We start from the raw sequence: 17,543 nt of genomic DNA on the forward strand, positions 1-17,543 counted from the left end.
CCATGCCAATGGATGAAACCAAAGAAGAAGTGCCATCGATGAGGGACTGCCTCCTTCCAATCTTAATAATTGAAGAATTGGTAAAGTCAGACAAACCTATGGCAGTGGACAACATGCGTAATAAGTTGGGCATCGGCAAAGCAATGCTGCCGGGGCAATTCATTGCTTTGGCCGAAGAAGGCTTTATTGAGTCTTATGGATTACAAACGACGTATGTCGCAAGTAGATGGCTAGCAACACTGTCGATGGATGTTCTGTAAAAGTAACTCCGCATCGGCGATGAAGTCGCGGCTATCCAGTTTCCAATTCCACTCTCTGAAACCGGACTTTGGCAGTGATGCAGAAAAATAGGGAATTCGGCTCAGACCCGCCGTCGGTGCGAGCGCAGCATCTGCTCAACCTGCGCTCTTAACTCGGAAGCAGACGGCCCAAACCTGCCGTTCACCGGCTGGTCAAGATGATGCCGTCGCAGCCCGCTTTGCAGTCATTCGCTGCATGCACAAAATCTGGATGAGATCGAACACACAGTCTGCGGAACAATACTGCCATTCGCTGCGATCGCTCTAGTGACTGCTATGGGCATGATCGAAGCTCAGGCCGATCAGAAAATTTTGCCAAAAATGCAATCACACACTCGAATCTATTGAGCTCTTTACGCACCTTTCAGCGGCGCGAGAAGACACCTACGCCTCGACCAAAGGCCGAGGCGTAGGTTAGCTTTGTGTTTGAACTATTCCGCTGGCATCTGCGATGTTGCTGGATCAATCGTCGTAGCGACACCCGCTGCTTCACGGCGGCTGTCATTCCAGATCGCTTTGATCAATGCGACACACATCAATGCCATCACAATGGAGAATGGCAATGCTCCGATCACCATTGCAGTTTGGATTGCCCCGGTTCCTCCAGAGATCAACAAACCGCCGACAACAAGAGCAAGTGCTGCACCCCAGAACAATATGTGTGGACGCGCTTTCGGACCCTCATCACCGGCAGCGTTGATTGTATTCACAATCAAAACCGCCGAGTCAGCGGATGTCACGAGGAATGTCATGAGCAGGACCACAATCATGACCGCCATCCCCCAAGACAATACTTGGCTGATCGGCGACAGCATGAACTCGGTCATGGCAAATATCTTGTCGCCATTGGCTGCATCCAAAATCACTCCATTTGCTGCTCCGTTGAGTTCAAGATCAATTGCTGTGCCGCCGGCCCAAGCGAACCAAACAAAGCACATCAGAGATGGCACGATCATCGCTCCGAGTACGAATTCTCGGATGCTACGACCGCGAGAAATCCGCGCAAGAAACAGACCTACAAAAGGAGCGAATGCAATCCACCAGGCCCAATAGAATACCGGCCACCAGCCTTGCCACTGGGTCAACAGGAATGACTCGGATCCTTCGACACCATCTGAACTGTAGACGTTAAAGCTTAGCCATGGCAGTGCGACCAGATAATCCCAGATGCCGACGAAGAACGCCGAAGCACCAAAGAATGTTGCACCAAACAGGATAAAAAAGCCTAGCAGCACAATAGACAAGACCATGTTGATGTTGGACAGCCATTTGATACCTTTGCCAACACCAGACAGCGCTGACAACGTCGAGGCTCCCATGATGACAAGCAACGCAACCACAATTCCTAAAGATGTTGCCGAGCCATCTTCCAATGCAAGACCGCCGATCCCAATTCGAGTTAGTCCTGCTACGAATTGCTCAACACCGAATCCAAGCGTTTGCGCCACACCCAGAATAGTCGCCACAACTGCCACAATATCGATGAAATGACCGAAGTTTCCAGACAAGGCTTTGCCAAACAACGGTGTGAGTGAAGAGCGGATCGTAAGCGGTAGCCCTCTGCGGTAGCTGAAGAAGGCAAGTGCGAGGCCCGCGATGGCATAGCACGCCCAAGCGCCAAGTCCCCAATGTAGATATGACCAGACATAGGCAGTACGCACGTTGTCTACGTCTAACGCTGTCGTCACACCTTGAATAACGGAGGGGTTGTTTTGGAAATGCGCGACGGGCTCTGCAACAGCCCATGTTAACATCCCAACGCCGATGCCCGCACCGAACATCATTGAAAACCACGAAAAATTGGAAAATTCAGGGGTTTCGCCGTCCGCTCCGAGATTTAGTCGCCCGGCTGCTGGCCAAATCGCCAGGCCGATACAGACAATGACAAAGGCAGTCACGACCCAAATATACCAAGCGGCAAACTGAGCCAGAATTGCGGTGTTCCAATTTCCAAGAACTGTACCCGCCTGTGTTGGCCAAACAATGCACCAAACAACAAGTAGACTGATAATGATCTTACTGATCACCGTGACGTTCACGTTAAATCCTCGATAAAAGCCGTTGTCTGCGGTCTTGATCGGTAGCTCCGATAGTGGAGGTTTCATAGACATTCGTTTCTCTCCCAGCTGGCAACCTTGCACACTCCGTGCGGTCTCCATACTTCTGAGCCTACTTGTTCTTCTTGGTTTGAGAAATGGAAACGTTCCGATATATGGTTGCAAAAATTGGAAACCTTACATGGCCAAACGTGCACTCATTCGAGCTATTAGTAACATCGACATTCGGCTTGTTAACATTTTCATCATAGTCACGGAATGCGGTGGGTTCGCGGCGTCGGAGCTGGAGCTGAATATTGGCCGTTCGACCATTTCTAAGCACATCTCCGATTTGGAATCTCGGGTTGGGCTCAAGCTGTGTAATCGCGGACCTTCAGGATTCTCACTTACACTTGAAGGCCAAAAGTTCCTGGCCGTCGCCCGTAAACTGTTGATGTCCATCGATGGGTTTCAATCTGACATCGACAACATTCATGCCAATTTGACCGGCACACTGCGGCTTGGCTTGTTTGACCAGTCAACGACCAACCCACATGCACATATAGACAGAGCTATTCAGGCATTCGATGACATAGCACCGCAGGTCACCCTTGAGATTGGACTTGCTCCACCCAGCAGCCTCGAAGCGCGCGTCACGGATGGAACCATGGATGTGGCTATCGTGCCGATGCATAAGCAGTCCAGTCTGCTGAAATACACCACCCTCTACACTGAACGGATGACTCTATATTGCGGCGTAGGTCACGTGCTTTTCGATGCATCGCCTGACTTGAACTGCACTGACATAAATCTAAAGGAACAAAAGTACGCCGGTTATGCATTCAATTCTCCCAATTTGAAGGCGGGGCATTCTCTTGGCATCGCTCGTGCCGCCCGCGTCGAAGAAGAAGAGGCATTGGTCCTGCTCATTCAATCCGGGCGGTACCTTGGTTTTTTAGCCGATCATGTGGCTGCAAACTTCGTTCACGATGGTGAAATGCGCCCAATTTCGTCGGCGGAAACATCTTACGTTACCACTTTCGCGGCTGTCACTCGCAAGAAACCAACACCGGATAGAAAAACGCAGGAATTTGTTGCCTGCCTTGCCGCATCACATGGTGCAAAGGTCCTCGAATGAGGTTCAGTGCAACTTGAATTCTTGCGAATGCGGTTTCTTAAGCAAATGAAAAACAACGTGCATTTGTGAAGTTAAGCAGGCAATCCTCCCATCGAAAAGCCCACATCTTGGTTCTTCACCCAACGTAGAGTTAAGGGACGTATTGTCGGTAAAAGCATGCCATGCTCCCCCAATGCGCATTTGGGCTACGAGCTGACAAAAGTTGCCGTTCGTGCAAAGCGCAGCATCGGTCAACGTGGACTCGAACCGACGATTAGATCGGTCGCAGTGTCAACACCGAGCGGGCTCGCCAACCCCAGCAGGGACGGCCCAAACCGGGCACTCGTCGTGCCGTCCGTCGCCGCGCTGCAGCTTTCCCCAATGCGGTCGTTGATTGACTGCGCCGTATTTTGACAGAGCGGAGGTCTGCTTTGCGGGACAAACCGCCGTTTCGCTGCCACTGCGCAAATGGCTGATTTAGGACAATTGGTGCGGAACGCCTAACTCCTACTGCGCCAGGTGCCTCTTTGGGGTTTGTCGTGACTGCCATGGCAACTGACATCGTTCGTCTTTGGGGGCAGTCATACATTGTAGTTCGCCAAGGCCTTCGAAAGGTATGCGCTCCGCGATGTTCATCAAATGCAGTATGTTATGCTTAACAAGAACGATTGGGCTGCTTCGTGAGCGAACGCCAGCATCAGGCCCAGCATACAGCATCATTCTTTGATGCGACGAAAAGCCTTATGCGCTTGCCGAATGATGACGCACTTAAGTACGAACGTGACGACAAAATGCAGTTTGGCGCATGCAGCAAATTTCTTGTGCCGTCCCCACGCTCAATCTTTCAGTAGCATTAAGCCTTAAACAAAACCTTCAACCAGCAAACGCATGCGAGAATTCGACCTACACTGTGACGTGGCAATTCCTCTCGTGCAGAAATGGTTGCCCTTCATGTTCTGGGTCGGCTGCCGATTGACCCTACCAGTCTACGTCAAACTTGCGCACGATTTGCTGGACATGGTCGTCCAACATCATGATCGCATTCATTCCTCGCGTCAGCATCGCCAGCTTTGCCGTTTCTTCCAGTTCTTCCATTGCAAAGGCCGCCGCCCAAATGTCTTTGCCCGCCACAACCGGGCCATGATTGGCCAACAATACCGCCGAGCGTTTACCCTCCAGCCCGCGCACAGCGTCCCCCATGGCGGGGTCTCCGGGCAGAAAGAACGGCAGCAGTTTGACCTTGCCGACCCGCATGATCGTATAGGGCGTCAACGGCGGCAACACGTTGTCGGGGTCGGTTTCGGGCAACATGGACAGAGCTACAGAATGGGTTGAATGCAGGTGCACCACCGCGCCTGTGCCCGTTCGTGTTTCGTAAAATGCAGAATGCAGCGGCGTTTCTTTGGTAGGCGGATCACCCGACAGCAATTGGAAGTTCGTATCAAGATGACTGATCTGCGCTGGGTCCAAAAACCCCATTGCGCGGCCCGTTGGCGTGACCAGAACGCTTCCGTCCGAAAGGCGAGCCGAAATATTGCCGGACGACCCGCAGGTCAGTCCGCGGTCAAACATGGATTTGGCGAGAACGCAGATATCCTCGCGTAATTTGGCGTGTTCACTCATGCCGAGGTTTCCATGAGGTTAAGTGTTTCAGCAAAAAAGTCAGGACCACCAAAGTTGCCTGATTTCAGCGCCAGTGCGGTCCCGTTTGATGTGACCAATGGCACGCCCGCCGCTGCACGTGGACCGATAGTCAGTATGTCAGCGTCCAGCCCCGTAACAACTGCGCCCGATGTTTCACCGCCCGCCACGACGACACGTTGCACGCCCTTAGCGACCAATGCGGGCGCAAGACGGGCAAACAGTCCTTCAATCGCCTCCGCTGCGCGGTTCGTCCCGTGTTTGTCTTGAGTTGCGCGTACGGTTTCAGGATCGGCAGAGGAATAGATCAGCGGTGGCGCGTCTTGCGCCAGCACCCAATCCACCAGTTCATCCAGGTCATAGCCGTCCACAACAGCGTGATCCGCGTCAATCTGACGACTCGGCGCGATCGCGGCAAACCGCGCCACCTGTTCACGGGTCGCGCGGCTGCATGATCCGGAAAACACGACGCCTTGGCCCTTCACGGCAGCCCAGCTTGGAACTTTCGGCGCCATCCCAAAGTTTGCAGGCAAGCCCTGCGCAATGCCCGACCCGCCACACAGTAACTTGGCCCCATCCGCCGCCTTGCCAATCTCAAACAGGTCACGGTCGCTGATGGCATCGGTGATTAGGTGACGGTTCCCGGCCAATTCCGCGCGGATCGCGTCTGCGCCGTTCAATACCGTCATAGCATCAATATGGCCAATGTCCCGCGTCGTTTGCGCGCCCAAAACGCGGCGCAAATCGGGGTCGGTCATGGGCGTCAGAGGGTGATTTTCCATGCCGCTCTCGCTTAGCAATCTACCGCCGACGAACAAATGCCCCATATAGACGCTGCGCCCGTTTTCCGGGAACGCGGGGCAAACGATCACAGCCTCTGCTCCCAGTTTTTCGACCAATGCATCCAGTACCGGGCCGATATTGCCCCGCGCCGTGCTGTCAAAGGTTGAACAAACCTTCAAAACGATCTGCGTGGCGCCTTCAGCTAGTAACCAATCACACGCCGCAAGCGAATGCGCGACTGCGTCGTCCACAGGGGCCGTGCGCGATTTCAGCGCGACAACCCCTGCGCCCAAATCGAGATCCGCAGAGCTGCTCGGCACTCCGATAAACTGCGCCACGGACATGCCGGCCTCCGCTAGTGTCAGGGCGATGTCGGACGCACCCGTGAAATCATCCGCGATGACACCAATTTTCATGTGGGAATATCCTTGATCGGTCCGACGTCCAGTCGGTGAATATGATCGGCGAGGTCGGCCACAAAGTAGCTTCGCACCAGCGGGTCATGACCGGGAACAATCAGTTCGGGTTTGGACGCAAGGCGGCGCAGCGTGTCAAATCCTGCCATCATGTTTTCAAGGTCCACAACAATCGGGAAAGGTTTGCGCGCAAAGACGTTCTCATAGAAATGCGCCGCGTCCGAAGCCAGCACAATGCGCCCCACCTTGGTATTCACACACACACATTGCAGCCCGCGACTGTGCCCGCCAATGTAATGCACGGTAATGCCCTCTGCCACCTGCGCCTCACCGTCATAAAACGTAACCTTGCCGGAATAGAGCCGTTTGACCGCTTCGCAGATATGATCCGCCGTGAAGGGCATGCGCAGCGTGTCGTGGCACATGCACGGCCCCGTTGCATGGGCCATCTCGGCGGCTTGGATGTGCAGCGTGGCATTGGGAAACAGGTGCAGCCCGCCTGCGTGATCATAATGCAGGTGGGTGACGATGATCTTCGTAATGTCGTCGGGCGTGATGCCAAAGGGGGCGAGGGCTGTGCGCGGATCAAGACGGATGGGTCGCCCCCGCGCCTGTGCCTCGTCCGTGTCATAGCCAGTATCGACAAGGATAACCTCATCCCCGTGCCGCAGCAGCCACATGAAATAGTCCATGGCGTGGGGCGCATCTTGCTTATCATCGAAAATGAAGCTGTCGGCGCGCGTGCGTTCGTTTCGGTCAGCATATTTAACGGCGTAGACTTCCCATTCAATCATGATGTGACCTGCGCGTAGGTGGCTGCGGATTTCGACGCGATCATCGGGGCGACGAGCGCGTCGAAGGTCTTGAAATGGGCGCTGGCCAGATGGACGTCGAACGCGGCGCGATCTGTATATAGTTCGTACAAGAAGACCTCATTTGGGTGCGCTGGATCGGTGCAGACATCAAAACGATGACAGCCACCTTCATCTGCCAAAGACGTGGCTGCATTGGCCCGCATGGCTGGCATAAACGCTGCCCAATCGGACGGATTGATCTGGAACGTCACAATAACAGCAAACATCAGGCGGCCTTTCTGAACACTCGGCTAGACGCGCGTTTGACGAAAGGGAACTGGCTCATGATGAGAGCAATGTTCAAGAGCAGCAAGATGCTCGCCACGGGGCGCGATGCGAACACAAGGATATCCCCGCCTGATATCAACAGCGACCGGCGGAAGGTCTCATCAAACAACCCGCCAAGGATTACCCCGATCACAAGCGGCGCGATGGGGAATTTCAGCAGGTTCATGAAATAGGCCACAAACCCCACGCCCAGCATCAGGTACAGATCATTGATGCCACCACCTACGCTGAATGATCCGATCGTGGTCAGCACCATCACGATGGGCAAGAACACGACCGGCGGTATACGCAGGATTCTCATGAACACGCGGGCGGTTAACAAGCCCATGATGAACATCGTGCACGACGCCAGCAACATGATCGCGACCACGCGCAAAATGATGTCGGGGTCGATTGTGGGACCCGGAATGATATTGTTAATCTTGAACGCCCCCATCAGCGCCGCGGCGGGGGGCGACCCTGGGATGCCCAGCACCAGCAGCGGGATCAACGCACCGCCAATGCAGGCGTTGTTGGCCGTTTCGGATGACAACAATCCCTCAACGCTGCCTTTGCCGAATTTATCGCCTTCTTTGGAGACGGTCTTGCCGACGCCGTAGCTGACCCAGCCCGCCACGTCCTCTCCCACACCCGGCAGCGCGCCGACGCCCGTCCCAATGACGCCTGAGCGGGTAATCGTAGGCAGATAGCGCCGCACAGAATTGAAATTGGGGACGATGCGGCCCTTCACTTGGGCCACTTTGCCGACTTCCATGTGACGCATACCCTCGATGATCTGGGGCACCGCAAAGGCCCCCATCAACACGGGCACCACTTGAAAACCTGACAGCATATAGGACCACCCGAACGTGTAGCGCGGCTCTGACAGCAGCGGGTCGAGGCCCACCATGGCCATCGCCAACCCAATTAGCCCCGCGATCCAGCCTTTGACGACCAGATCCTCGCTCATCAGCGTGCCCGACAGGAGGATGCCGAACAGTGCGAGTAGGGCTTTTTCAGGGCTGGCGATGTTCTTTGACAGCAGCAGCAACACCCAGACGAAGACGAGCAACGCAATGGTGCCAATCAACGTGCCGATAAAGCTGGCTGTGGTGGTCAGGCCCAATGCCTCACCTCCGCGTCCTTGTTTGGCCAATGGGTAGCCGTCCATCGCCGTGGCCGCAGACGCCGCCGTGCCGGGGATATTGAGCAAGATCGACGGATAAGACCCGCCATATATCGCTCCGACATAGGCCCCAAGCAGCGCAATCAGCGAATAATCTAGCGGGATTTTGTTACCAAAGAACCCTGTCAGGATCGTCACGGCCAGCGTCGCCGTCAGCCCCGGCAAAGCGCCAAAGGTGATACCAAGGAACACGGATATGATCAAATAGGCATAGGTGAGTGGGTCCGCAACCAATGAGTAAAACGCGCTGCCAAAGCCGGACAATTGTGTGAGAACGAAATCCATCATGACCTCCATAGCGGGCGAAGGGTGACGTAGTAGTGGTATTCGATTTGGCTAAAGATGATGCCGCCTCGGTTGGGCACATTCTGGCGAAACCCGAAGGCCATCGCGCAGACCAAAATCAACGGGGCAACCACGGCGAGCACAGGCACAAGGCGCAGCACACGGTCGCCCTTTGCATTGATCATCACCCAGACGGTCAACACGGCCCAGAGCACCAATGTGACCACATCATCGTCATGCACGCCCCACTCGGCCTGCGGCAGATGGGCGATAAAGGCGTAAGCGCCAGCCAGCGCGACAATGAAAGCGGCCAAAATCATCCGCTCAACGCGGCCTTGGTAAAACCCGAAAACTAACGCCGTGACCAAAAGCCCGCTACATGCGATGAAATCAACCCGTGGGACCAATCCGGCGACGTAGCAAAAGAGTATAACACCGATTGTGGTGAATCGCAGCGCCTCTGTGCTGTTCCAACCGATCCCAACGGCGCTGAATGCGCGTTTCGCACCACCCGCCTTGATGGCGATGAAAAGCAGCACAAAAGACAAAAGCAACAGCGCGGAGAAAATGCCGAGCGGCACAATTGCGGCGGAATTATACCAAGACGCCGATGCCACCCCTGCGCGGTTTCCACCCCAAAGCGGAATGTCGAACGTGCGCCACAAAAGACAAACCGACAGCGCCATAAGAACCAGCGCGCCCCAGAAATCGCGGGCGCGCAATACCGCAAGCTCATCGGACGTGGTTTCGTGTTGCATGGATGTCTTCCCTTGGCGGTCGCGTAAGGACGCGAGGTAACCCCGCGCCCTGGAGAAATTTTGAATCAGCCGGCTTATGGCCGTTCGATGCCCAGGCTCATTGGATCGACTGTTGTCGCGCCAAGCTCCTGCAGCGTGTAGGCAAAGTTTGCTTCCAGTGTTGTGAAAATTACCTGAGCTTCTTCACCATACTGACCGCCAACATCGTAGTTGTTGGCCGCGGCCCATTCGGCAACCACATCGGATGCGATGGCTTGTTCGAATGCTGCACCAAGGGCAGCTTTCACTTCGTCAGAGGCGGAATCGTGGATCGCAAAACCGATCGCTTGCTTCAGTGGCAGGTACGCATCCAAACCATCATAGATGTCGAATGCGGAGGGTACTGTGCCTCCACCGATGTCTGCACTGTCTTCTGTCAGCATAGCGAGTGGGCGCAGTAGGCCTCCTTCGATCAGCGCCGCTTGTTCAGCCAAAGATGTGACAACCAGAGCAACTTCGCCGGCAATCGCAGCCTCCTGGCCGGGGGCAGACCCACCGTAAGGCACGAACAGGAATTCAGCGTCCGCACCGTTCTGGATCGCGAGCAAATTCAGATGGTGGATAGACCCAGCACCGGATGCCGCCGCAGGGATCGTTCCAGGTGCCGCTTGAGCTGCATCAACCAGTTCTTGCAGCGTTGTGTAAGGGCTGTCGGCTGGAACCGAGATCAGGTCAGGCGAGCCGCCAACAATGAACGGATACCAGAAATCGAAACGCTGGTCCCAACCGCCCTGAACCGCAGCTGTGACGTTGGATTCAGACAGACCAACCAACGTGTAGCCATCGTCGGGCTGGTTCTGAACGTAGACCATACCATTAGAACCGGCGACGCCGCCTGTCTGATTGATAACGTTGATCGACACGGGAAGGTGCTTCTCCATTTCCGCCATGATCATGCGGTTGATGCTGTCGGTGCCGCCACCGGCACCCCAAACAACAGCCGTCGTGATGTCACGGAATGGGTAGTCCTGTGCGGTAGCAGCTGTTCCCAGCCCTGTCGCCAATGCGGCTGCAGCCGCCAGTTTCACAAGATTGAACTTCATTTTGTTGGTCCTCCCAGACGCAAGGTGTTTGTTATTGCATTTCATTGCGTATGCATTAAATGATGCACTGTCAACTTTTCGGTTTCAATTCCCCGAAAATCTGTAAAAAAACCGAATGCAACGAGGGCCACATGACCAAGAAATTTAACATCGCAGTCTTTCACGGGGATGGGATTGGCCCAGGAATTATGGGGCCGACGGTCAAAATCCTGACCCAAATGGCGGATGCTTCATCTGGCTATGATCTGATCTTTCAAGATGCCCCAGCTGGCGCCGCCCACTACGCCAAAACGGGCGAATCGCTGCCTGATGCGTCCATGGACACCGCCCGCAACGCCGATGCGATCCTGCTTTCGGCGATGGGTTTGCCCGACGTGCGCTACACCGATGGCACCGAAATCTCTCCACAGATTGACCTGCGCAAGGCGTTGACGTTGTTTGCCGGTGTGCGGCCTGTGACCGTGCGCAAGGGCCAGCGCACGCCACTGAACCTGCCGGCTGGCAAAGAGATTGATTTTGTGTTGATCCGCGAAAGCACCGAAGGGTTGTTTCATTCCCAAGGCCGCGGCGCGGTGACCGACAACGAAGCCCGCGAGACTCTGCTGATCACGCGTGATATCTCCGAAAAACTGTTCCGCTTTGCTTTTGATCTGGCGCAGACGCGCAAGCAAGCTGGCCGTGGACCGGGCAAAGTTACCTGTGTGGACAAAGCCAACGTGTTCCGCGCCTTCGCCTTCTTCCGAGAGCTGTTTGACGCCGAAGCCGCCAAGCACCCGGACCTCACGTCCGATCACGCCTATGTTGATGCGACCGCCCTTTGGATGGTTCAAAAACCGTGGGATTTTGATGTTATGGTCACGGAGAATATGTTTGGCGATATCCTTTCCGACCTTGGGGCGGGCCTGATGGGCGGCCTTGGCCTTGCTCCATCCGCAGACATCGGACTGGATCATGCGGTATTCCAACCGTGCCACGGATCGGCCCCCGACATTGCGGGTCAAGACCTTGCGAACCCATTTGCAATGATTCTGTCGGCAGCGATGATGTTGGATTGGCTTGGCATCAAACACGACAACGCGGCGATACGGGCAGATGGCAAACGCTTGCGCGAAACGGTTGAGGATGTGGTTGCCAGTGGCACGTACTTGACCCGTGATCTGGGCGGTACGGCAGGAACAGACAAGGCTGCGGGTGCCGTGCTCGACGCGCTGTTTGTGTCATGAACGACGCGCCAAGCCTGCGCGTGGCCTGCGTTGGTGCCGGCTATTTCAGCCAGTTCCATTACGGCAGCTGGGCGCGGATGGATGATGTTACCATTGTGGGGTCCTGCAATCGCGACATCGCCAAGGCAAAAGACACTGGCCTGACCGCCTATAGCGATCTGTCTACTATGCTGGTCGAACAAACACCTGACCTGTTGGACGTGATCCTGCCTCCCGTAGCGCACGCCGAAACCATCCGCACCGCGCTGGCGGCGGGGATCAAATGGATCATTTGTCAAAAACCGTTTTGCGTAGATCTCGCCGAAGGCCAGGCCATTACCGCAGAGGCCGATGCCGCAGGTGCTACGATCATTGTACACGAAAATTTCCGCTTTCAGCCTTGGTATCGCGCGATCAAAGCGGCGATTGATAAAGGAGCAGTGGGCGATCTTCGTCAAATCACCTTCCGCCTGCGCCCCGGCGACGGCCAAGGTGCGGAAGCCTATCTAGACCGTCAGCCCTATTTTCAGGATATGCCGCGTTTCTTGGTGCATGAAACGGCTGTGCATTGGGTCGACACGTTCCGCTATCTGCTTGGCAATCCGTTGTCGGTCTATGCAGACCTGCGCCGTGAAAACCCGGTGATTGCCGGCGAAGACGCGGGCTACATCCTGTTGGACCACCCTAACGGTGTGCGCGCGCTGTTCGATGGTAATCGCACCCTTGATCACGCTGCCGACAACCTGCGCCGCACCATGGGCGAGGCCTTGGTTGAAGGCACGCAAGGCACTATCAGCCTATCCGGCGACGGGTCCGTCTGGTTGCGAAAATTCCATACGCAAACACAAACCGCGCTGTTGCATGCAGACACATGGGACAGTTTTGGCGGTGATTGCGTCCATGCTTTGCAAAGCCATGTTGTGTCAGGCATATTGCACGGTACGGCGCTGGAAAACACGGCCCGCGACTATTTGGAAGTCGTCGAAATTGAGACCGCGGTTTACGCCTCGTCTGAGGCTGGCCGCAAAATCGAGTTGGACACCATATGAACAAAGTTCTTCGCAAGCAGATGAGCAGCTCGCAGCGTGCCTTGCTTGAGCTTCGCGAAAAGATCTTTGCAGGCGAGCTCGCGCCGGGGTCCGACCATTTGGAATCTGAACTCGCCGAACAGTTGAGCATGTCACGCACCCCCGTCCGCGAGGCGGTTTTGATGCTCGAAGGTCAGGGTCTGTTGGAATTGCGCCCGCGCAAAGGCATTCGGGTCGTGCCGTTGTCACCTGAGGATATGGAAGAAATCTACGATGTCTTGACCGAACTCGAAAGCCTCGCGGCAGAGTGCGCGGCAAGGGCGTCGCACAAAGAAGAAGACTTACGGTTTCTTTCGACCGCAATTGACGACATGGATGTGGCCATTGCGAATAGCGACTTGGACGCGTGGGCGGATGCAGATGACCGGTTTCACACTGAACTTGTTCGGCTTGGCGGCAACAGCCGGGTAAATTCAATTGTTCATATGATGAGTGACCAAGTGCGGCGCGCACGTATGACGACACTCTTCATGCGCCCACTACCGACGAAATCTAACGAAGATCATCGCAAGGTATACGAAGCCATTAAAGACGGGGAATCACAAGTCGCCCGCGATACACACCGTGAACACCGATTGCATGCCAAAAGGATTATCGTTGAGTTGCTGAAAAAGCACCGTTTACGGTTTCTCTAAGCCTAGTTCTCAAAACAAGTCATTCAAACGTCTCACCCAACTTTTCCTTTGTCCCGGCCATCTTCGCGAAGGCGTCTGCCATAGTGTCGTTTTAGGGATTGGTCAGGCACGACCGTTTGCTAAGACGGTACACATGGATTTGGTCTGCTTCCCCGAACATAAGGTGACTTTTGTTGCCTATCAGACTGTGGAGACTTCGGCCAAACCAACCCAGCGCAATAGGCAAATGCAACAAAGCCGCCCTTTGTCTTTACTGCAGCATCGGTCAAGTTGGGCTCAACGCGGTCATCCTCTGCGACCGAGATAGAACCCGCAACTTGGTGCGGGCAGCCGTGAAATTCCCAACAGCTCTTCTCATATCACCGGTATGTGATGAATCCTGAACTCTGAGTGAATGGGTTCCCGCTAACCTCCCTACTGACGCGCGCATGTTGCGGCGCAAAAACCGGGGGAGAATCGTGATGAAAAAGTTCGTTTTCGTGGCAGGGGTGGTAGTGGCTTCATCTGTGTTTGCGCAAGATACTATGATGTTTGGTTCGGATGATGATGAAGCCTATGCTTTAGCGATTTGGGACAGCATGTTGGAGAGCGACTTGGCCGGTGACGGGCTAGTGATTTCTTACCCATACCCAGGAACCGACCCCCATGGGTTTCTGCTTGAAACGTTCTACACGCAAGCAACCATCAATGGCCACACTGGTGCGCTGGTTGTGAAACGGAACTATGGCCCACTAGATGTTTCCGAAGATGAAGTGATTGCAGATCCCAAGGGCCATCTAAGCGCAATTACAATTATGTTCGAGCGCGAAGCTGGATATGATGATGCAACGCAGAACTGGTTTTATGCCAAATATCTTCCCGAAGGCTCATTGGACGTAAATCCGAATGGCGTATCGTTGGCGGGACTTGTCGGCAAAGACGCTGACGCCGGGTGCATTGCTTGCCACCAGAACGCAAGTGGAGACGACTACATTTTCACTACAGATGCGCGTTTGACGGTGAATTAAAGAGGGCGGCTGACCCTCATTCAACCAAGGTTCGCCATATCTTCCCAATGCCCTCTCGCAACGATCATCAGCGCAGGGTCATTGGCGCTGGCCTCGAGAACCCCGGTCCGGTTGCTCGATACACCACGAGAGCCTGAATGGTTCTTTATCAGCGTCCTAAGTTGGCGGCATCAACCCTTGCAGCATGGTATTGATCTGCCTGAGATTTCTAAAGCCGACCTTTGGACGTATTGCAATGAATGACTTGAAAAAGCCCAAAACCACCGATGCTGCGCTGACCACGAATGTCTGCCTCGAACAAGATGGATGGGGGTTAGATCAAAAACAGCACCGCGTAGCACGCCAACATGACCAGGGCCTCTGGTCGATTAAGGCAGAAATTTATGCGTAGGAAAACGAGTGTCAGGATCGTCGCACCAATCATCCCAAGCAGCCAGAATGATAGAAATATCGGGGCGATCAAGATCGGTGACGCCAAGGCAGCTGCACCGATCACGATTGTTCCGTTGAAGACATTGCTGCCCAGAATCCCACCCAAGATAAGGTTTCCTTCGCGGCGTAAGGCTGCCACGAAACAGGCTGCCATTTCAGGCAATGATGTGCCGATCGCGACAACGGTAAGCCCGATGATCGCTTCTGACACCCCAAACGACGTTGCAATTCCGATGGCGCCGTCAACGAAAAGATGCGCGCCCAGTGGCAAGGCCAAAAGCGCCAAGGCCCCGATCACCAGTGCGCCGGATAGACTTTGCACATCGGTGGGGGCGTCATCCTCCGTTTCGCCGATCGTGAAAAACCGCAAGACGATGTAGCTCACCATTGCACCGATCAGAAGGAATGCATCGGTGCGTGAAACTACGCCGTCAGCCATTATTGCCCAAAGGGCCAATGCGGCGACAAGCATGGCGCCACCATCCATGTAGAGGATGCGTTTGTCGATCGCTAGTGGCGCGATCAATGTCGTGAGCCCCAGCACCAGCAACAGATTTGCGATGTTGCTTCCCACCACATTGCCAACAGCGACGTCAGGTGTGCCTGTCACGGTTGCGTTGACCGCAACAAAGAGTTCAGGCGCAGATGTACCGAACCCCATAACCACAAACGCAACAAGAACGGGTGGAATGCGCGATCCCCTTGCAAGACCTACAATCCCGTCCACAAGCCAATCACCACCAAAATAAAGTAGGCCGCAGCCAGTGATCAAAAAAGCAACGTCGATGAGCACTAGTCGGGCGCCTTGAAATCAAGAGTGCCGGGGCGGTGGTTGAATAGCTCCAACCTCTCGGGCTTGTTTCCTAGTAGACGGATCGCCGTTAAGCTGGCGGGAGCGACAGGAATGATGCGGTCGGGTGTCAGGCCCAAAAATCGATGTAAGATGGCGCGGATGACGCCGCCGTGGCAGACAACCAACAGGTTTTTGCAGGGGTTTGAAGTTTCAGATTGGATCACAGAGGCCACGCGGTCAGCGAAATCATCCCAAGGCTCTCCGCCGGGCGGCGTGGCGGTGCCCGCGCGCCATCCCTGATAGGCGGCTTCGTCCGCGTCACGAATGTCCGCAATGGTTTGACCTGTCCAATCACCAACATCAATCTCGCGCAAGTTTGGTGTAAATGATGGTGTTGCATCGGAGATGCGCGCGGCGGTTTCCTGCACCCGTTTCAGATCGGATGCAATCACGCGGCAGGGCCCAATCTCATCAATGACGGGTCGCAGGGCGTGCGCCTGCGCTTCGCCAGCGTCAGACAGCGCAATATCAGCTTGGCCTTGCAGACGATGTGTTGCGTTCCATTCTGACTGACCGTGACGTACCAACAAAAGCCGCATCAGGCGATCCTCTCGCCTGTGGCCCCGAACCAGACGTCTGGCTTAGAGGGCAAGATAAAATTGGCCGTCTCGCCGACACGTTGATCTGGTTTCTCATCCACGATCGCAGTCAGTCGTAGGCCATCGCGCAGGCCTGTGATCATGGTGCGGCCAGCGATTGTGCTGATCTCGACGAGTACCATTTCAACGCTTTGGTTGGGCGCGTCGGGCGCAACCCTGAGGCCTTCGGCGCGGTACATCGCGTGGCTGGCCCCGTCAGGCGGAGTCACGCCAAGCTTGCAGCCGCAGACCTGATGATGTCCGCTTGTTTGATCAATCGGAATCAGGTTGTTCGGCGGGGTGCCGACAAAGGTCGCAACGAACGCGGTTTCAGGCCGGTCCACCAGATCTTGCGGCGTGCCAAATTGCTGCACGACACCGCCGTTCATCACGGCCACATGGGTTGCCATCGTCATCGCTTCGATCTGGTCATGGGTCACATAGACGGTCGTGGCCCCGGTCGCGTGATGCAGGCGCATCAGCTCTGTGCGCATCTCAACACGCAGCTTGGCATCAAGGTTCGACAGCGGTTCATCAAACAGCATCACGCTGGGCTTTGTCGCGATTGTGCGCGCGATGGCGACACGTTGTTGCTGGCCACCCGAGATTTCGTTTGGATAGCGGTCCGCTAACTGGTGGATATCAAGCAGTTTGAGCGTCTCATCGACGCGCTCATCACGTGCGGCCTTTGGCATCTTTTTGACCTTCAGCGGCCATTCGACATTGCCACGGACGGACATGTGCGGCCAGAGCGCGTAGGATTGAAATACCAGGCCAGAATTGCGGTTGGCCGGGTCGACTGACCAATTTGTGTCGCCGTCTGAGACCAGCTGACCGTCAAAAGCGATCTTGCCTGTAGTCGGCTGCTCAAGGCCCGCCAGCATCCGCAGCAAGGTTGTCTTGCCGCATCCCGACGGTCCTAGCAGCACAAGAAATGCTCCGTCAGGTACCGAGATAGACACATCCTTGACGGCCTCAAAATCGCCGAAGATCTTGGTAATGTTACTCATGTCCAGCATAGGTT

Annotated in this window: 17 protein-coding genes; 6 read left to right on the forward strand and 11 right to left on the reverse strand. The window is 55.2% G+C overall.

The window, feature by feature from the left end:
- Positions 1-2: 2 nt before the first annotated feature.
- On the forward strand, positions 3-260 hold the full coding sequence (locus DHN10_RS18225) for a hypothetical protein (protein WP_108816783.1): 258 nt from the start codon (positions 3-5) through the stop codon (positions 258-260).
- A 470-nt stretch (positions 261-730) separates the two neighbouring features.
- On the opposite strand, the gene DHN10_RS18230 is transcribed toward DHN10_RS18225, so the two are convergent.
- Positions 731-2,410, reverse strand: a complete 1,680-nt coding sequence (locus tag DHN10_RS18230; protein WP_108816784.1) for a BCCT family transporter — start codon at positions 2,408-2,410, stop codon at positions 731-733.
- Between the two features lie 127 nt (positions 2,411-2,537).
- Here DHN10_RS18230 and DHN10_RS18235 point away from each other — a divergent pair, with 127 nt between their 5' ends.
- Positions 2,538-3,473 carry a LysR family transcriptional regulator gene (locus DHN10_RS18235; protein WP_108816785.1) on the forward strand — a complete coding sequence of 312 codons (936 nt, stop codon included), beginning with the start codon at positions 2,538-2,540 and terminating at the stop codon, positions 3,471-3,473.
- 957 nt (positions 3,474-4,430) lie between these two features.
- Here the strand turns inward: DHN10_RS18235 and otnC are convergent.
- The 7 genes from otnC to DHN10_RS18275 form a co-directional block, all read right to left on the reverse strand.
- On the reverse strand, positions 4,431-5,075 hold the full coding sequence (otnC, locus tag DHN10_RS18245; protein ID WP_108816787.1) for a 3-oxo-tetronate 4-phosphate decarboxylase: 645 nt from the start codon (positions 5,073-5,075) through the stop codon (positions 4,431-4,433).
- Positions 5,072-6,292, reverse strand: coding sequence for a 3-oxo-tetronate kinase (gene otnK / locus DHN10_RS18250; protein WP_108816788.1), 1,221 nt, complete (start codon positions 6,290-6,292; stop codon positions 5,072-5,074). The genes otnC and otnK overlap by 4 nt, the downstream gene beginning before the upstream one ends.
- A complete protein-coding gene (locus DHN10_RS18255; RefSeq protein ID WP_108816789.1) occupies positions 6,289-7,086 on the reverse strand; it encodes an N-acyl homoserine lactonase family protein in 798 nt (265 codons plus the stop codon). The genes otnK and DHN10_RS18255 overlap by 4 nt, the downstream gene beginning before the upstream one ends.
- A complete protein-coding gene (locus DHN10_RS18260) occupies positions 7,083-7,373 on the reverse strand; it encodes a putative quinol monooxygenase (RefSeq protein WP_108816790.1) in 291 nt (96 codons plus the stop codon). Before DHN10_RS18260 ends, DHN10_RS18255 begins: the two co-directional genes overlap by 4 nt.
- Positions 7,373-8,884, reverse strand: a complete 1,512-nt coding sequence (locus tag DHN10_RS18265) for a tripartite tricarboxylate transporter permease (RefSeq protein ID WP_108816820.1) — start codon at positions 8,882-8,884, stop codon at positions 7,373-7,375. The genes DHN10_RS18260 and DHN10_RS18265 overlap by 1 nt, the downstream gene beginning before the upstream one ends.
- The gene (locus DHN10_RS18270) at positions 8,884-9,642 is read right to left on the reverse strand and encodes a hypothetical protein (RefSeq protein WP_108816791.1); all 759 of its coding nucleotides are present in this window, start codon (positions 9,640-9,642) and stop codon (positions 8,884-8,886) included. Before DHN10_RS18270 ends, DHN10_RS18265 begins: the two co-directional genes overlap by 1 nt.
- A 74-nt stretch (positions 9,643-9,716) precedes the next feature.
- On the reverse strand, positions 9,717-10,724 hold the full coding sequence (locus DHN10_RS18275; RefSeq protein WP_108816821.1) for a Bug family tripartite tricarboxylate transporter substrate binding protein: 1,008 nt from the start codon (positions 10,722-10,724) through the stop codon (positions 9,717-9,719).
- 131 nt (positions 10,725-10,855) lie between these two features.
- On the opposite strand from DHN10_RS18275, the gene DHN10_RS18280 reads away from it, so the two are divergent.
- From DHN10_RS18280 to DHN10_RS18295, 4 genes are all read left to right on the forward strand, one after another.
- Positions 10,856-11,947, forward strand: a complete 1,092-nt coding sequence (locus tag DHN10_RS18280) for an isocitrate/isopropylmalate dehydrogenase family protein (RefSeq protein WP_108816822.1) — start codon at positions 10,856-10,858, stop codon at positions 11,945-11,947.
- The gene (locus tag DHN10_RS18285; protein WP_108816792.1) at positions 11,944-12,975 is read left to right on the forward strand and encodes a Gfo/Idh/MocA family protein; all 1,032 of its coding nucleotides are present in this window, start codon (positions 11,944-11,946) and stop codon (positions 12,973-12,975) included. The genes DHN10_RS18280 and DHN10_RS18285 overlap by 4 nt, the downstream gene beginning before the upstream one ends.
- Positions 12,972-13,649 carry a GntR family transcriptional regulator gene (locus DHN10_RS18290; RefSeq protein WP_108816793.1) on the forward strand — a complete coding sequence of 226 codons (678 nt, stop codon included), beginning with the start codon at positions 12,972-12,974 and terminating at the stop codon, positions 13,647-13,649. The genes DHN10_RS18285 and DHN10_RS18290 overlap by 4 nt, the downstream gene beginning before the upstream one ends.
- Before the next feature lie 461 nt (positions 13,650-14,110).
- Entirely contained in the window at positions 14,111-14,656 is a 546-nt protein-coding gene (locus DHN10_RS18295) for a cytochrome P460 family protein (RefSeq protein WP_108816794.1), read from the forward strand.
- A 313-nt stretch (positions 14,657-14,969) separates the two neighbouring features.
- Here DHN10_RS18295 and DHN10_RS18300 read toward each other — a convergent pair whose 3' ends face one another.
- From DHN10_RS18300 to DHN10_RS18310, 3 genes are read right to left on the reverse strand one after another with little or no spacing between them, the layout of a single operon-like run.
- Positions 14,970-15,881: a calcium/sodium antiporter gene (locus DHN10_RS18300; protein ID WP_108816795.1), complete on the reverse strand. Its 912-nt coding sequence runs from the start codon at positions 15,879-15,881 to the stop codon at positions 14,970-14,972.
- Positions 15,881-16,480 carry a histidine phosphatase family protein gene (locus DHN10_RS18305; protein WP_199910722.1) on the reverse strand — a complete coding sequence of 200 codons (600 nt, stop codon included), beginning with the start codon at positions 16,478-16,480 and terminating at the stop codon, positions 15,881-15,883. The genes DHN10_RS18300 and DHN10_RS18305 overlap by 1 nt, the downstream gene beginning before the upstream one ends.
- Positions 16,480-17,529: an ABC transporter ATP-binding protein gene (locus DHN10_RS18310; protein ID WP_199910723.1), complete on the reverse strand. Its 1,050-nt coding sequence runs from the start codon at positions 17,527-17,529 to the stop codon at positions 16,480-16,482. Before DHN10_RS18310 ends, DHN10_RS18305 begins: the two co-directional genes overlap by 1 nt.
- Positions 17,530-17,543 lie beyond the last annotated feature (14 nt).

Origin of the sequence: Loktanella sp. Alg231-35 (assembly GCF_900143545.1) — a bacterium.
Taxonomy (GTDB): Bacteria; Pseudomonadota; Alphaproteobacteria; order Rhodobacterales; family Rhodobacteraceae; genus Yoonia.

Bases quoted from the DNA above. Each gene is read 5' to 3' on its own strand.
- DHN10_RS18225 (WP_108816783.1), top strand. From the start codon at position 3: ATGCCAATGGATGAAACCAAAGAAGAAGTGCCATCGATGAGGGACTGC.
- DHN10_RS18230 (WP_108816784.1), bottom strand. From the start codon at position 2,410: ATGTCTATGAAACCTCCACTATCGGAGCTACCGATCAAGACCGCAGAC.
- DHN10_RS18235 (WP_108816785.1), top strand. From the start codon at position 2,538: ATGGCCAAACGTGCACTCATTCGAGCTATTAGTAACATCGACATTCGG.
- otnC (WP_108816787.1), bottom strand. From the start codon at position 5,075: ATGAGTGAACACGCCAAATTACGCGAGGATATCTGCGTTCTCGCCAAA.
- otnK (WP_108816788.1), bottom strand. From the start codon at position 6,292: ATGAAAATTGGTGTCATCGCGGATGATTTCACGGGTGCGTCCGACATC.
- DHN10_RS18255 (WP_108816789.1), bottom strand. From the start codon at position 7,086: ATGATTGAATGGGAAGTCTACGCCGTTAAATATGCTGACCGAAACGAA.
- DHN10_RS18260 (WP_108816790.1), bottom strand. From the start codon at position 7,373: ATGTTTGCTGTTATTGTGACGTTCCAGATCAATCCGTCCGATTGGGCA.
- DHN10_RS18265 (WP_108816820.1), bottom strand. From the start codon at position 8,884: ATGGATTTCGTTCTCACACAATTGTCCGGCTTTGGCAGCGCGTTTTAC.
- DHN10_RS18270 (WP_108816791.1), bottom strand. From the start codon at position 9,642: ATGCAACACGAAACCACGTCCGATGAGCTTGCGGTATTGCGCGCCCGC.
- DHN10_RS18275 (WP_108816821.1), bottom strand. From the start codon at position 10,724: ATGAAGTTCAATCTTGTGAAACTGGCGGCTGCAGCCGCATTGGCGACA.
- DHN10_RS18280 (WP_108816822.1), top strand. From the start codon at position 10,856: ATGACCAAGAAATTTAACATCGCAGTCTTTCACGGGGATGGGATTGGC.
- DHN10_RS18285 (WP_108816792.1), top strand. From the start codon at position 11,944: ATGAACGACGCGCCAAGCCTGCGCGTGGCCTGCGTTGGTGCCGGCTAT.
- DHN10_RS18290 (WP_108816793.1), top strand. From the start codon at position 12,972: ATGAACAAAGTTCTTCGCAAGCAGATGAGCAGCTCGCAGCGTGCCTTG.
- DHN10_RS18295 (WP_108816794.1), top strand. From the start codon at position 14,111: ATGAAAAAGTTCGTTTTCGTGGCAGGGGTGGTAGTGGCTTCATCTGTG.
- DHN10_RS18305 (WP_199910722.1), bottom strand. From the start codon at position 16,480: ATGCGGCTTTTGTTGGTACGTCACGGTCAGTCAGAATGGAACGCAACA.
- DHN10_RS18310 (WP_199910723.1), bottom strand. From the start codon at position 17,529: ATGAGTAACATTACCAAGATCTTCGGCGATTTTGAGGCCGTCAAGGAT.